This window comes from Nevskia soli, assembly GCF_903970205.1.
Lineage (GTDB): Bacteria > Acidobacteriota > Terriglobia > Bryobacterales > Bryobacteraceae > Bog-113.
Genome location: NZ_CAJCHS010000021.1, coordinates 1 through 14,421 on the forward strand (window position 1 = coordinate 1; position 14,421 = coordinate 14,421).

Consider the following 14,421-nt stretch of genomic DNA (forward strand, 5'->3'; position numbering starts at 1 on the left):
TGGCGCTGCGGTTTCTTGCTTCGCATTCGGCTCCGCATTCGTGAAGCTCGCCACCGCTTCCTGCGTGCTCGTGTAGAGCGGAAACATGCGAGTTAGCCGCGTCATTTCCATTGCATCTTTAACGCGCGCCTGCGGCTCGGCGATTTTCAACACGCCGCCGGCAGCCTTGGTCCTGGAATAGCCTAGCGCCAGTACGCCCAGGCCCGCGCTGTCGATAAATGTCACTCCGGCAAGGTTCAATACGATGTTCGGCGTGCCTTCGGTGCACAGCTGCTCAATCGTGCCGCGAAGCGCCTGTGAAGCCTCACCGAGCGTGATTCTGCCGCGAGCGGACACCACTGCCGCGGAGTTGGTTCTTAGAACGTCTGCTTCGAATTTCAAGGGCGACATTTATTTTGTTAGAGTCTCAGCACGAGAATCGCCATTTGTTAGGCATCAGACAATTTGGCCGCGGTCGCCGCCACCGCGCGCAATTGAGCCATGGCAGCCGCGAAACTGGTCACCACGAACCCCCCAGTGGCTGTTTGCAGCCGCTCCGTGACTCGAGTGGTCGTACTCGGCTGTCCCCATAGCCCTATGAGGAGCGTGACCTCCGGAAACATCGCGTGAATCGCCTCTCCGGTCTTGCGCGCGTGGGTCAACGCCAATGGCGGCACGGACGAGACGCAGACCACGTCGCACGCTTGAGGCGCCAGTCCTTCGAGCAGTTGCTCCGGTTCCTCCAGGTAGGGGAACGATAGCGTGGGGAAGCCCGCGTGGGTCGACAGTTGAGCCAGCATTGCCGACGTCAGCTCGTCCGCCGCATCGTGCGCGGCGAAGCAGAAAACCCGGCACTCCTGACGCGCGCTCGCGTTCAGCGGCGGCAGCGGAAGCACTTTTTTGGCTTTCGATTTCGGCGTCTCGAACGCCTCCGCGACTTCGGTCACGATCTCATTGATGCTCTGAATTACGAACCGTTCGCGCTTGGCTTCCATTTGACCGCTATGCCGGTCCTGCTCGGCCATGGCGAGGGCCGGCACGATGACCTCATCGTAGAGCTCGATCAATGTCCGGTCCCTTAGGAACGACTCCGCCATGGTCAACGCCTCATGCGAATCGAGAGCCAGCAACCGCTGATAAAACAGAGCCTCGGGCGTCAGCACCGGCTCATCGCCGAGCAAGACGTTCAGAAACTCCAGGTGGGGCGAGTACCGCCCCAGAACACTCAGACACACCGTTAGAGGTGTCGACAGAATGAGCCCGACCGGGCCCCACAGAGCGGTCCAGAAAACGATGGCGGCGAGAATGGCAACCGAGGACAGTCCCGTGTGCGCGCCATATACCATCGGTTCGACAAGATTGCCGGTGATGAGTTCGCAAACGAAAAAGAGCGCGATCACCAGCACCGGCGCGCGCCAGCTATCGGTGGTGGCAACAGCTAGAAGGAAGGGCAACGCGCCCGCAACCGCGATTCCCACATAGGGCACAAATCGCAGGAACACGGTCAGCACGCCCCAGAGCAGGAAACTCCTGACACCGATGAAGTACAGTCCCATGGCGACCACCGCGCCGAGAGAAGCGTTCACCAGGAACTGCATCATCAGGTAGCGGCTAACCCTCCGCGCCGCGTCGTCCAAAGCTTTCGTCGTGCGGTGCAGTTGGTTGCTGCCGAGGAGGCGAAGCAGACGATTGCGGAGGTCTTCCTGATCGATCAACATGAACAGGGCGAAGACCAGCACAATGCCCATCGTCTCGAGCGGGCCCAACAAGGGTCCCAGAAAGTTGCGCACCGACTGCAACGCATTGGGCGTCGGCTCGATCACTTCCACTTTTACCGGCGTTCCATCGGTTGCGGTGTCGAGAGCGCTCTGAGCACGCGCCGATCGAGCGGGCTTTCTAGGCGCCACAGGCGACAGCTTGCTTGGCGGGGTTGTCGTTAACTCCTTGCCGAGGTCCTGCAGCGTTGCGACGAGCCGGCTTGCCCCGCTGGGCGCCCGCAACGTGGCCATCTTCTCATCGATGTTGTTGCGGTATTGCGGCAGATCGTTGATGATCTCGACCAACTGGTCGGTGACGACCCAGCCGATGCCGGCGAGCGCGCCGAAGGCCACGATCATGGTCAGGAGGACTGCGGCGACTCGGGGAATGCGCAGGTACTGCAACCGCTTCACTGCCGGGTTCAGCAGGAACGCGCACAGAATCGCGAGGGCAAACGGGATGAGGATCTGGCGCGCGAAATAAAGCGCACCAATTCCGACCAGCAGTCCAATGGCAGGTAGCAGGTTGCCGCTCGCCGCGGCCGCCGTTCGTTTCCGCATCGCTCGCGATAGGAGTGTAGCAGGAATCGGACCGAACGCGACGTCTCGCTCGTGCCGGGTTGTGCAATCCTAAGAAAACGTGGCAGTGCGGGCCCTTAGCACAGCGGTTAGTGCAGCGGACTCATAATCCGTTGGTCGATGGTTCGAATCCATCAGGGCCCATTAGCCTGCCCCAGCAATGCCGGCCTACAAGAGCGACTGGACTGCGGTTCGGACTATCGACCATGCCTCTGATTTCGGGTCTATCAGTTCAAGGTGTCCCGTTTCCTTAATGTCGATTAGCGTCACGACTCCCGGGTCATGCCTGCGGGCTTCCAAAAACGCCTGGCTGTGCGCGATAGGAACGCTCTCGTCGTCTACACCATGCACTAAGATGCGCCGGATATTGGATGGCTTATTGCATGGATCGGCGTCTTCATAGATGGACGGGATCCCGGTAGGCGTGCCGTTCAGGAACGCTTCGACCGCCCCGTCACCGAGATGCTCGTCGAAAGCTAGTTTCAGGCAGGCTACCGGAGCCAGCGCAACGACTCCCGCCATCACCGGGTTGGTCGCAGCGAGACGCAAAGCTAAGTGACCCCCTGCGGAGTGGCCTAACAGAACCGGAGCTTTTGCCTCCGGGAAGTGGAGCAGAGCTTCCGCATACCCGGCCTGAATATCCGCGAAGGTCGCCGGCCATCCGCCCCCGGTCCCCACGCGCCGGTATTCGAGACTGATGGTGGTTACGCCGGTTGCGGCCAAAGCCGAGCACAAATGGCTCGCGTGAGTTAAATCGTACTTCGATCGCCAGAAACCGCCATGGATCATGATCGCCAGACAACTGTCTGTTTGCGACTGGACTGGTTGCGCAGGAAAGACGTCCAAGAACTGACTGGCGTCACTGCCATAGGCAATACGTTGGCGCGCCGCTACGGGCGTACGGGTCCGGATATCGGAGGGCACCACGGCTATGGTGACATGAAGGCTGCGGTAGGCTGCGGACTGAAGGCGCCGCCGGGCACCCTATTGCCGAGCAAGCTGCAGAGCGACTGTCATTCCGGGGTCTCGTCCGGCGGCGATGTCTAACGGTGTAGGAGTGACAAGAACATCCGGCGCTATGCCGGAGTCGGGCACGGGCGCGGGCGGGAAGGTACCGATCAGCGGCAGGTCCATCTCAATCCCTGAATGAGGAAGTCGCAGGAAGAAGAAGGCTCCTCCGTTGATTCCGCGCTGACTACCCCCCGTGGGCTGCCCGATGAGCGTGCCTAAGTGATGACTTTGTATGTTTTGGGCGAATTGGAAAGTCGCCGAGCTATTCGTCGAATCGATTAGGACAAAGACTTTCCCATGGAAACGCGATCCTTTCGGCTGTATCACGTCCCCGTTAGCGTCATCGTCGTAGCGGGTGAGTTTCAAGTAAGTCACGTTTGGCGGGGCAGTCGGCCATCTCTCGGGTAGATCCACCGCGAAGCTTCCCCAGTCCTGAAAGCTCTTGTCCCAGGTGTCGAGATAGGGAACGAGGTCATCCGGTACCTTACGGTAACGGACGAGGCGCCGCATCGAGGAAAGTGTCATCGAGGCATCTATAAGATGAGGGATAATCTCATTGCCTACATCGTCGCCGCCTTCATTCCCGCGTAGGTCGATGATCAGCGCAGGGGCGTTTCGCTGGGCGACCTCTTTCAGGTGATCGCCTAACCACTGCTTCCAGTTCCACTTACTGTCGTAAAGCGCCCACGTCTGCATCCGGAGAGTTGCGATGCCATCCGCAAGGTACTTCCATTCGAACAATGCGGCATCTCCTCCTTTCCGCTCCTGCTCTCTTAATTTGATAGGGGCGATGCGCTGCTCAAAGGTCAAGGAATTGACCGTAATGCGTTCCGTACGTCGCGTGCCCGGCTTACGAAGAAGAAATGTATTAGTAGCGTCCTTCTGCGGGAAGAACATCGGATAGTAAACGTCGAACGTCTCGTAAATGCTGTCACCGTTGACCGCCAGCTGCGCAACGCGCTTGCTGTCATTAGAGCCGTCAGCCCGAGTAATGGAAAGGAGCTTCGCCAGGACGGCAGCCGCCGGCACGCCATTGACTTGGATAACCTCCGTGCCCCGAGGAAGCACGCGGCCGGCGGTGAAGTCGTGCGTGACGATCATCCGACGATCGATCCAATCGAAGTAGAAAGGTAGTCGCGTCTGACTCTTGAAAAGCATTTCGACGAGCGACTTCGATTGGTTGAATGGGTTCGCCTGCGTGTGGCCGCAGCGGACTTTGGCGGCGAACTCGGAAAAGGCCAGAAAAGCATCCTGCAAGCTTTGATCGTGAGCGAGTTTGTCGCTCAACTCATCGAAGTCAGCATCCATCTCCGCTTTTGTGCTGTAACGATAGAGCCCGGGATGCAGCTGCTCATAGGCACTGCGCAGGATAGCCGCATCGGCGCGTAGATCAGCGGACTTGAGACGGGCCCCGGCAGTAACTTGAGCATGGCAGGCCGAAATGAGGAAGACGGCTAGCGGCAATCGAATGAAGAGTGTCATAAACGAGCAGTCCTGACGATACCAGTGACAACGATATGGGTCTCGCTACTTTTGCCGCATGCGGGGTGCGGTGGAAGGGTGCTTGCGCGTTGCGCTTGAACCGGCGATTAGGATGTCGACGAGGCGCCGGGCGCTGGACTCCCAGCCGGATAGAGCCGTGGTGAAAAAGACGCCGACGAGGGCGCGGACAATGTCGTGGGGGTCCGTGCCGGCGCGGAGGTCGCCGCTGTCAATGGCGCGCTGGACTAACGAAACGAACGCGCCGTGGATGAGACCGCGCGCACCTTCGATAAGTCGCGACGAGCCGCCCGCGACGGTATCCATGGCGGGAATGATGAGCCTTTTGTCGGCCACGTGGTCGATGAAGAGCAGCATCCAGGCGCGGAGGGCTGCGAGCGGCGGCATCTTGGCGGCGAAGCGCTGCGCGGCGCCGGCGAGTTTTTCAACTTCGTTGCGGTAGACGGCTTCGATCAGGGTGTCGCGGGTCGGGAAATGGCGGTAGAGCGTGCCGGGGCCGATGCCGGACTGGCGGGCAATATCGTCGAGGCTGGCAGCGGCGCCGTCGCGAGTAAAAACCTCCTTGGCGACCTCGAGGATGCGCGCGCGATTGCGCTGGGCATCGGCGCGCGGCTTGCGCCCGGGCGGCAGCGGGAGCTTCTTTTCCGGCATATGCAAGTTTACAGTAAAGTTTTTGCAACCGGAGACGGTCTCCGGCTATCTCTTGATTCGGAGACTGTCTCCGTTTTGTTGTTTCAGCGGCGACGCGGATGCGAATTTCGGGTGATCTCCACCGGTAAGGTCATAACTAAGGAGGAAGGTAATGCGTGTATTTGTGACGGGATCAACAGGTTTTATTGGAACGGAACTGGTGAAGGAACTGATGGCGGCAGGGCACCACGTGCGCGGGCTTACGCGCAGCGATGCCGGCGTGGAGCAGTTGAAGGCGGTGGGCGCGGAGGTTCATCGCGGCGACCTGGAGGACCTTGACAGTCTGCGCAGCGGAGCTACCGGGATGGATGCCGTGGTCAACCTGGCGTTCAACCACGACTGGTCGAAGTTTGCGCAGAATGGAAGGGACGAGATGCAGGCGATTGAGGCGCTCGGGTCGGTGCTCGAACCGGGCAAACTGCTGGTGGTCACTTCCGGGATCGGGATCACGAGCGGCGCGCCCGGCCAGGTGCGCAAGGAGACCGATCCTCCGATAGATTCGCCCATGATTCCGCGCAAGCCGGAACAGGCAGCCCAGGCGGTGGCGGCAAAGGGTTTGCATTTGGCCATCGTGCGTTTGCCACAGGTGCATGACACGCGCAAGCAGGGGCTGGTGACATTTTTGATTCAGATCGCGCGCGAGAAAGGGGTTTCGGCGTACGTGGGCGATGGCTCGATCCGTTGGGCTGCGGGCCCGCTGAAGGATGTCGCGCACCTCTACCGGCTGGCGGTCGAGAAGACCGGCCAGGGTGCGACGACCTATCACGCGGTGCAGGAAGAAGGCGTAGCGCTGCGGGATATCGCGGAGACGATCGGTGAGGGGCTGAACGTGCCGGCGGTTTCGATCCCGGCCGAAAAAGCGGGCGAGCACTTTGGCATGTTCGGGCACTTTGCCACTCTGGATATGCCGGCTTCGAGCGAGTGGACGCGCAAGACGTTGGGCTGGGACCCAACCGGACCGGGGCTGATCGAGGATTTGGCGAACATGAAGTACTGACGATTGCCGCGGGATCTTCGATGGATCACGTTCCTAACTTGCCGGCGAGCCAGTAATCGACACTGAACTTTCCCGGACCCGAGCAGATCAGCCACACAAAGAAGAGCACGTACAGGACTTCCGGAAGGTAGAGGAAATCGTCGAGCCAGTTAAGAGGCGAGAGTCCCTTAGGCATGGCCGAAAGCTTGGCGGTCAGGATGGCGACAAGCATATCGACTAATAAAGCCACCGAGGCCGGGCTCGAAAGAAAACCCATGATCAGGAAGGATCCACCAACAAACTCGACTACCGACACGAAGTAAGTCATTAGGTGGGGAAGCGGGACTTTGGCCGCAACGAGCGTTTCGTACATGGTTTGCCGGTTGCCGGAGACAAACAATTTATTTGCGCCGGAGATGGCGAAGAACAGCCCGAGCGAAACGCGTACCAACAGGATGGCGTATGGTTCCAAATCACTGCTACCCACCAACGCAAACTGGACCAACCGTATCCAATCCATCTTTGTCCCTCCATCCGAGGATGTGCTGTTATGGGTCCATCGGTTCGACCCATTGAGCGCGCCACGCGGGAGCTGCGAATGGATCCGCAAAGTACTGTGTTTCCCGCGTGACCTTGTCTTCCTTGAATTCCATGAGGCTCACGGTGTACGACGGCTTGCCGTCATAGGTCAGGATTAATTCGGTGACCCAAAGATCACCGCCGCCCATGATTCGCCGGACAGCAAATCGCTTTTTGCTCGGCTGACCGGCGCGTTGGTTCTGTATGTTGCTTCGACCCCGGGTTCGCTCGCCTGACTGCGGATATTCCAACACCGCGTCCTCGTGATAGATGCGGTGCTCGGTTTCAAAATCGCCGGCATCGGACGCCGCCCAATGCTGATCCAGCGCCTCGCGGATCTCTTGATCTCGCGCTTGGGAATCGTGCTCGGTCTCTTGTTGATCGTTGCTCATGAGTCTGCCAGTGCTCGATAGTGGAGTCGTGACGCTATGTTACCGTGCGATAGAAACAGGAGCGTGGCCGCGAATTGCTGAAATTCTTCCTTGGAATGGTTGTAGGGGCGATCCTGGTGGTCGTCATTGGAGTCCTGATTATCGCCGGGATTGCATCGATGCGCAGCCGTCCTCCGGCGGTTGCGTCCGACTCCACGCTGATCCTGCGTCTCGACGGCGATCTTCCCGAACGCGCGCCCGTGGAACTCCCGTTCGAGGGATTCGGACAACACACGCCGCTGACGGTCGCGGACACCTGGGCAATCCTGCGCCGGGCCGCCGTCGATAAGCGCATCCGTGCCATCGTCCTTGAGCCGCAGAATCTCGCCGTCGGCTGGGCGAAGATGCAGGAACTCCACGCCGAACTGGATAACTTCCGTAAGTCCGGCAAGCCGGTCTACGCCTATTTGAAAACCCCCAGCGCTCGCGATTACTATGTTGCGACGGCCGCATCCAAGGTCTATCTGGGCCCGCAGGACCTGCTGAATCTGAAGGGCGTCCGCTTCGAACTTATGTACTTCAAGAAGACGCTAGACAAGCTGGGCATTACGGTCGACGTCGAGCACGACGGTAAGTACAAAGATTTCGGCGATATGTTCACCCGCTCCGATATGAGTCCTGAAACGCGCGAAGTTATGACGAGCATCGTCGACCGCGTCTATGGCGATTTGGTTAAGACTATCGGCGTCTCCCGCAAGAAGTCCGCGGCTGAAGTAGAAGACGCGATAAACAACGGGCCTCTACTCTCCAGCGACGTAGCGGCGCGCGGATTAGTCGATTCGCTTTGTTACGAAGACGAGATGTTCGGCAAGCTGCGCCGCGAGATCAACACCGAAGTTCGTAAGGTGGACGCCCACGATTACTTGCAGAACGGCGATTTCGACGCGGGCCTCAAGACTAAGGACAAGATCGGCTTCGTGGTAGCGGAAGGCGATATCATCCGCGGCGAGCCCGGCTCCTCCAACGAGACGGAAATCCAATCGGAGTCGTTCACCAAGCTACTGGATAAGGTGTCCAACCGTTCCGACCTGAAAGGCGTGATTGTGCGCATCGATTCGCCCGGCGGCGAAGTCTACGCGACCGACGCCATCTGGAAATCGATGAACGATCTGGCGCGTAAGAAGCCGGTGGTGATCTCGATGTCGGATGCGGCCGCGTCCGGAGGCTATTACATAGCGATGAATGGGACGCCCATCGTCGCTTACCCGGAAACGCTCACCGGTTCCATCGGCGTCGTCTACGGCAAACCGGACCTGCACGGCCTCTACGATAAGTTGGGTATTTCCAAGGATTCCATCCAGCGCGGCCATTTCGCGGGAATCGATAGCGATTACAAGCCGCTTACGCCTGAAGAGAAGGAGAAGCTCAAGCAAGGGATCGACGCGACTTACCAGACTTTCCTGAGGCGTGTCTCCGATTCCCGGAAGCGTCCGGTGGATCAGATCGCGCTGGTTGCCGAAGGGCGCGTTTGGCTTGGCGATCAGGCCAAAGAAAATGGATTAGTGGATGAGCTAGGCGGCATCGATCGGGCGATTGAGTTAGTGAAACAGCGCGCCAGAATCGCTCCCTATGATACGGTAAGTCTGGTTACTTTCCCGCCGCGCAAGACCCTGTTTGACTTGTTGTTCAACAACCAATCGCCGGACGCATCGATCGAAGCCCGCATCCGGATGGCGCTGGGTATTCCACAGGCAGTTACTCTGCCGCCGGTATTTGCTGCGCCGCAAGTGCGAGCTTTTCTGCACGGGGGTTATTTGAGCGTGTGTCCTTGGGTGCTTAGTATCAATTAGCCTGGTGCAAAGTCGCTATTGCCTCAAACCCCTCTCGATGCGCGGGTCCGGAATCAGCCACATAACGGCGACGATCACATATCCCGCGCAAGCGATCCGCGGTTGTAAGAAGGACAGCGGAATCGATGCGGCGTAGATGACGATCGAAAGCGCTCCCTTTCGATCGGTCCCGATCGATGCCGCGAGCGTTGAGTCTTTGCCGTGATGCGCGATCAGTAACTTCGTCAATATATAGTAAGCAATCCCGCTAAAAAGCAGCAACACTCCGTAAAGCGCGGTGGGCCAGGGCGCGAAGAGGTTTTCGCCCATCCACGCGGTGGCAAACGGCGTTAGCGAGAGCCAGAACAACAGATGCAGATTTGCCCACAATACGCTCCCGCTAACATGTTGCGCCGCCTGCAGCAGGTGATGATGATTATTCCAGTAAATGCCTACGTACACGAAGCTCAGCACGTAACTACAAAACGCTGGAAGGATTGGACGGAGCGCCGTAAGACCAGCTCCTCGCGGCGACTTGATCTCCAGCACCATAATCGTGATGATGACGGCGAATACTCCATCGCTGAAGGCCTCCATTCGTCCTTTAGTCATCCGTTATCGCCGGTTCAAAAGCCACAGGATCAGCGAACCGATCAAGCTAAGTAGCAGGCTAGTGACAATGGGGAAGTAGAAGGTCGAATTCTTTCCGCGCCATACAATGTCGCCAGGCAATCGCCCGACCGGAAGGTGCAATCGTCCGAGCACCCACACGGCCACGCCGAGTAACACCAGAACGAATCCCGCGACAATCAGCAAGCGAGCCAAAGGACGATTATCGCGCGGCCCGTCTTACTCAATCCGCATCAACTCCTTCAACCGCGCATACCCGGCCCGGCTCATCGGAATCTGCGCGCCATCCGTCAAAATCGCCAGCTTCGTATCTTTCGTATAGGGTTCGATCTTAGTCACGCGCTCGATATTAATCAGGTACGACCTATGTACGCGCACGAACCGGTTCGGATCGAGCACCGCCTCCAGACTCGCCAGCGACTGCTGCTTCAGCCACGACTTCTGCCCGCTATGCAACTCGATATAGTCATCCTGCGCTTCGACATAATCCAGCTTGCCGACGGGGATGATATGGACGCGGGCGCCATCCTTGACTACCACGCGCTCGGCCGCCTGATCGGGAGTCCGGGCCAGCGCTTTTAGCTCCGATGCGGACGGCGCGGGCTGTTTCGTCGCCAACCGCTGCCGTGCCCGCTCCAGCGCGCTGCGAAACCGCTCCGCGCTAAACGGCTTTAATAGATAATCGACGGCGGCTGCATCGAACGCGCGCATGGCGTACTGGTCGAACGCCGTTACGAAGATCACGGCGATCTCCGGCTCGATCAGTTCCAGCACCTCGAAACCGTCCAGCTTCGGCATCTGCACATCCAGGAACATCAAATCGGGCTTCAGCTCATTGGCCAGGCGCACGGCCTCGAAACCATTCGCGCATTCGGCCGCGATCTCCACATCCTCCTCGTTACCGAGGTGCTCGCGGATCACGTGGCGCGCGAGTTCTTCGTCATCGACGATCACGACCCGCATCATGGTCGCGCTCATGCCGATACCCGTCCCTTCTCGCAAGGCGCCGAGATCGTCACGCGATAGCGGTTCTCCTCGATGTCGACTTTCAGCTGGGCAGCCGCTCCGAAGCGCGCGGTCAACCTGTCCCGAACATTGCGCAATCCAATTCCGCTGCGTTTACCGACCGGCGCGTCCGGGTCGAACTCATTTTGAATCGAGAACCGCAGCGTTCTGCCGTCGCACGTTCCGGTCATCGCGATCTCGCCGCCATCCACCAGATTCGCGATGCCGTGCTTGATGGCGTTCTCGACCAGCGGCTGGATGAGGAGCGGCGGCACGTCACATGTGCCGCACGAGGCCGCGATCTCTTCCAGCACGCGGAGCCGCCGCCCGAACCGCACCTGCTCCACGCTCAGGTAAGTCCGCGCTACTTCCATCTCTTCATTGAAAGGAATGCTGCCGCGCTCGCCCAGGCGCAGCGAAAGCCGCAGAAACTCAGAAAGCTTCACGCACATATCGCGGGCGCGCGACGCATCGATCGACGTTAATGCGCTGATCGAATTCAGCGAGTTGAATAGAAAGTGCGGGTTGACCTGCGCCTTGAGCGCCCGGAGTTCCGCGTCGCGCGCGAGAACCTGAGCTCGCCGCGTCGACTCCGCCGCCAACCCCGCGTAATGACCGCCGACCGCCAAGAGATAGAGAAGCAGCGTGCTCGTGGTGAGCAGCGGCATACCGGGCAGCGATCTGCGATCGAAGTCATGAAACACCTCGCTGCCCGTTTTCAAATCAAGAAACAGAAACGGCTGCACGATGGCAAGTATGGCCAGCGCCGCAAGTAAGTGATTGATGATTAGTTTGGGGACGGAAGTCCCGCCCACCGGCAGCGCCCTGCACATATATAACGGGGCCAGACATAAGAACGCAAGTAATACAATGAGAGGCGCCGTAATCCACGTCGTTTCGCGCCAAGGTAAGTGCGCCGATAGACTTAGCATCGATCCAACCATTAACCCCAGCGGCACCCATGCCGCCAGATACATAAGAAGGTATCGCGGGTTCGTTAGGATCGGGTGCATGCTTATTCGACATTAACTCCGCCGAAGGCCGCAAACCCGTGAATGATCAGTACGGGCGCTCCGGGCTGGATTCCCTGCTGCACCGCGAGCGTTTTATCCTCATAGCCCCCGAAGATTCCCATGCCATGAACTTCCACGTGCCAGCGATCCGGAACCTTGATGTCGATTCCTCCGAACGCCGCATTCGCCTCGATGTGTATTTGTTGAACGCCCGCCGCAATGTCAGCCCCGCGCAGATCGAGCTCGATGCCTCCGAAAACGCTCAGCAACTCACCGCCGCGGAAATCGCGCGTCGTCAACACGCGCTTGACGCCGCCGAAAAACGCAAACTCATTGACCTCATTCCGGATATCGCCGGTTCGCGCCGGAATCAGTCGCGCGAAGCCGGGCCGGAAAAGCAGCAGGATACCGACCCCAATCAGCGCCAACGGCCACAAGGTGAAGAGACGGACGTGCAGCATGCCCAGATTTTGCAGCTGGAACACCACGCCGACCCCGACCTCAATGAAAGCTCGTACGTAAGCGCCTTCGCTGCGCGCCGAGGAGATCTGCCCCACGCCGGCCAGAATCAGAAGCAGCGGCCAGTACTGCCACAAGCTCCCCACGTGGAGGATCCCGAGATTGTTCAGGAAAAACGCGGTCCCGATCACAATCAGCACCAGGGCCGCACCCATTTTTGGGCCGGCCGGATTATGGCCCATGCGGAAGTAGAGGCCGCCGGTGGCGCGCGTGCCTCCCGTCCGTGCCTCCTGCCGTGGGTCCCATTCTTCCGGCCGGTGCCAATGCTGGTGCAGGTGCTCCCAGGGGCGATCCGGCCGTCCTTGCGGTCCGCCGGCTGACCGTTCTCCCGGACGTTCCCAGTCGCGGCTCATTGCTGTTCCTTGCGCGTCGGATCGAGTTCCACCAGCCCCGCCGCGACAATAGCCAGGGGCCAAAAGCGAGTGATGCTGTCCGCCGAAAGAACTCCGAGGCTGCTCATCAGCATCAACGCGAAGCCGGCCAGAATCAGCAGGACGGGGAAAGCGCTGCCCACGATATCCGCTCTTAAGGATCGAAACTTGTTCATCTCTTGCACCTCGTTCACGCTTCCGATGCTACCGGGGTTTCGAGGCGGCTTCAGCTTGTTTTCGGCGAGTGACGGACGCCGGTCGGCGAATGACGATTAGAGGTTGCCGGTTGGAGTAAAGTGCTCGCGCTGTTTGGCGTCGTTCAGGCAGTAGCGCGTCCACGGAACGGCTTCGAGCCGGGCCGGTTCGATCGGTTTCCCGCAGATCTCGCAGACCCCGTAGGTGCCTGCGTCGATGCGCTTTAGAGCATCCTGAATTTCTTCGAGTTCGCTGTATTCGCGATCCAGCGAGCGCTCGGCGTCCTCGCGAGCCTCGCCTGAATTGGCCAGATCCAACGCGTCTTCGACCTCGGCGGAAGGTGCGTCGAGTACCTCTTGTTCGGACGTGCGGCGGTCGTTCAGCAGTTCCTGTTCCCGCGCTTGCAGCTTGCTTTTGAAATGTTGGATATCGATCACAGTGACCTGATCATCTCATTGCGCTTCCGTCCACCTGAAGTTGCAGCGGTCAGGCAACTCCGTGAAGTCCAGCTTCAAACTAGATGCCATGGTACTTTCAAATCCATTTCTCGTCGAATTTTTCCCTAGCCGTATGATCTACCGGTGAGGCAAAAGGCGTAGTCTCGGTTGTAGTAGAGCAGATACGGGTGTGAACATCACCGAATACCGGGAAGAGTCAGCCTCCGATCGGATTTCTTGTTATAGACTAGCGTTCGTAGGTGTCGTACAAACCTATAGGAGAGGTAAGTTCATAGGATGAATGATACGCAATTAACGGCAAATTTAGAGAAGATAGGCGCAAATCGCCGGTCTTTTGTTAAGAAGTTGGCCCTTGCAGGAGCTGTCTTGGGGGCGGCTGCCGAGACCAAGACCCTGCAAGCGCAAAGCGCCACCGGCTACACGGATTTCGATATTGTCAACTTCGCGCTCAACCTCGAGTATCTGGAAGCGGAGTTTTACACCGTAGCGACCACCGGCGCTTACATCGACTCGCTGGGTATCCCGATCACCGGCGCGGTTGGCACGGCGGGAGCGACGTCGGGCGGTAATCTCGTCACCTTCACCGATCCGCAAGTTGCGGCGATCGCGCTGGAACTCGCCAATGACGAACGGCAGCACGTGATCCTTCTCCAGGAAGCGGTTACGTCTTTAGGCGGTCAGTATATTGCGAAACCTGCAATCAACCTGAACGCGCTCGGAATCGGGTTTGGCAGTCAGGCGGAATTCCTGACACTTGCCCGGGCATTCGAGGACATCGGCATTACAGCTTATGCCGGTGGCGCTACTTTAATCGTGAACCCTGCAGTTCTTGGGTACGCCGCCCGCATTCTCGCGGTCGAAGCGTTGCACTCGGGTTCGATCCGAAACGCCGTCGACCGATTGGGTGTTGCGGTCTCTGCCCTTGACCCGGCGGATATCATTCCGCCTCCTGCCGGTAC

Annotated in this window: 17 protein-coding genes and 1 tRNA gene; 4 read left to right on the plus strand and 14 right to left on the minus strand. The window is 59.1% G+C overall.

Annotation, left to right across the window (positions count from 1 at the left end; all coding sequences use genetic code 11):
* The coding region (locus H1Y01_RS01155; RefSeq protein WP_180538264.1) for an STAS domain-containing protein at positions 1 to 381 on the minus strand (381 nt) is incomplete at its 3' end.
* 47 nt (positions 382 to 428) lie between these two features.
* Positions 429 to 2,297 carry an AI-2E family transporter gene (locus H1Y01_RS01160; protein WP_180538265.1) on the minus strand — a complete coding sequence of 623 codons (1,869 nt, stop codon included), beginning with the start codon at positions 2,295 to 2,297 and terminating at the stop codon, positions 429 to 431.
* An 89-nt stretch (positions 2,298 to 2,386) separates the two neighbouring features.
* On the opposite strand from H1Y01_RS01160, the gene H1Y01_RS01165 reads away from it, so the two are divergent.
* Positions 2,387 to 2,459, plus strand: a tRNA-Ile gene (locus H1Y01_RS01165).
* 24 nt (positions 2,460 to 2,483) lie between these two features.
* Here the strand turns inward: H1Y01_RS01165 and H1Y01_RS01170 are convergent.
* The 3 genes from H1Y01_RS01170 to H1Y01_RS01180 form a co-directional block, all read right to left on the minus strand.
* Positions 2,484 to 3,161, minus strand: a complete 678-nt coding sequence (locus H1Y01_RS01170) for an alpha/beta hydrolase family protein (protein WP_180538266.1) — start codon at positions 3,159 to 3,161, stop codon at positions 2,484 to 2,486.
* A gap of 138 nt (positions 3,162 to 3,299) precedes the next feature.
* On the minus strand, positions 3,300 to 4,808 hold the full coding sequence (locus H1Y01_RS01175) for a S41 family peptidase (RefSeq protein ID WP_180538267.1): 1,509 nt from the start codon (positions 4,806 to 4,808) through the stop codon (positions 3,300 to 3,302).
* A gap of 45 nt (positions 4,809 to 4,853) precedes the next feature.
* On the minus strand, positions 4,854 to 5,477 hold the full coding sequence (locus H1Y01_RS01180) for a TetR/AcrR family transcriptional regulator (protein ID WP_180538268.1): 624 nt from the start codon (positions 5,475 to 5,477) through the stop codon (positions 4,854 to 4,856).
* Positions 5,478 to 5,628: 151 nt separating this feature from the next.
* Here H1Y01_RS01180 and H1Y01_RS01185 point away from each other — a divergent pair, with 151 nt between their 5' ends.
* Positions 5,629 to 6,513 (plus strand): SDR family oxidoreductase, encoded by an 885-nt coding sequence (locus H1Y01_RS01185; RefSeq protein ID WP_180538269.1) that lies wholly within the window; start codon positions 5,629 to 5,631, stop codon positions 6,511 to 6,513.
* A gap of 25 nt (positions 6,514 to 6,538) precedes the next feature.
* On the opposite strand, the gene H1Y01_RS01190 is transcribed toward H1Y01_RS01185, so the two are convergent.
* Together H1Y01_RS01190 and H1Y01_RS01195 are read right to left on the minus strand one after the other, a co-directional pair.
* Entirely contained in the window at positions 6,539 to 7,012 is a 474-nt protein-coding gene (locus H1Y01_RS01190; RefSeq protein ID WP_180538270.1) for a DoxX family protein, read from the minus strand.
* Positions 7,013 to 7,040: 28 nt separating this feature from the next.
* Positions 7,041 to 7,463 (minus strand): nuclear transport factor 2 family protein, encoded by a 423-nt coding sequence (locus H1Y01_RS01195; RefSeq protein ID WP_180538271.1) that lies wholly within the window; start codon positions 7,461 to 7,463, stop codon positions 7,041 to 7,043.
* A 74-nt stretch (positions 7,464 to 7,537) separates the two neighbouring features.
* Between H1Y01_RS01195 and sppA the strand changes: the two genes are divergently transcribed.
* The gene (gene sppA / locus H1Y01_RS01200; RefSeq protein ID WP_180538272.1) at positions 7,538 to 9,292 is read left to right on the plus strand and encodes a signal peptide peptidase SppA; all 1,755 of its coding nucleotides are present in this window, start codon (positions 7,538 to 7,540) and stop codon (positions 9,290 to 9,292) included.
* Between the two features lie 15 nt (positions 9,293 to 9,307).
* Here the strand turns inward: sppA and H1Y01_RS01205 are convergent, their stop codons facing one another.
* The 7 genes from H1Y01_RS01205 to H1Y01_RS01235 form a co-directional block, all read right to left on the minus strand.
* Positions 9,308 to 9,883, minus strand: coding sequence for a TMEM175 family protein (locus H1Y01_RS01205; RefSeq protein ID WP_180538273.1), 576 nt, complete (start codon positions 9,881 to 9,883; stop codon positions 9,308 to 9,310).
* Positions 9,884 to 9,886: 3 nt separating this feature from the next.
* Entirely contained in the window at positions 9,887 to 10,096 is a 210-nt protein-coding gene (locus tag H1Y01_RS01210; protein ID WP_180538274.1) for a DUF2905 domain-containing protein, read from the minus strand.
* Positions 10,097 to 10,120: 24 nt separating this feature from the next.
* Positions 10,121 to 10,879 (minus strand): LytR/AlgR family response regulator transcription factor, encoded by a 759-nt coding sequence (locus tag H1Y01_RS01215; RefSeq protein WP_219341163.1) that lies wholly within the window; start codon positions 10,877 to 10,879, stop codon positions 10,121 to 10,123.
* Positions 10,876 to 11,919: a sensor histidine kinase gene (locus tag H1Y01_RS01220; RefSeq protein ID WP_180538275.1), complete on the minus strand. Its 1,044-nt coding sequence runs from the start codon at positions 11,917 to 11,919 to the stop codon at positions 10,876 to 10,878. Before H1Y01_RS01220 ends, H1Y01_RS01215 begins: the two co-directional genes overlap by 4 nt.
* A gap of 2 nt (positions 11,920 to 11,921) precedes the next feature.
* A complete protein-coding gene (locus H1Y01_RS01225) occupies positions 11,922 to 12,791 on the minus strand; it encodes a LiaI-LiaF-like domain-containing protein (RefSeq protein ID WP_180538276.1) in 870 nt (289 codons plus the stop codon).
* Entirely contained in the window at positions 12,788 to 13,003 is a 216-nt protein-coding gene (locus H1Y01_RS01230) for a DUF5668 domain-containing protein (RefSeq protein WP_180538277.1), read from the minus strand. Before H1Y01_RS01230 ends, H1Y01_RS01225 begins: the two co-directional genes overlap by 4 nt.
* Before the next feature lie 78 nt (positions 13,004 to 13,081).
* Complete coding sequence (locus H1Y01_RS01235) at positions 13,082 to 13,441, minus strand: TraR/DksA family transcriptional regulator (protein ID WP_180538278.1); 360 nt, start codon at positions 13,439 to 13,441, stop codon at positions 13,082 to 13,084.
* Between the two features lie 366 nt (positions 13,442 to 13,807).
* On the opposite strand from H1Y01_RS01235, the gene H1Y01_RS01240 reads away from it, so the two are divergent.
* Positions 13,808 to 14,421, plus strand: a 614-nt coding sequence (locus H1Y01_RS01240) for a ferritin-like domain-containing protein (RefSeq protein ID WP_180538280.1), incomplete at its 3' end; no start/stop codon positions are given.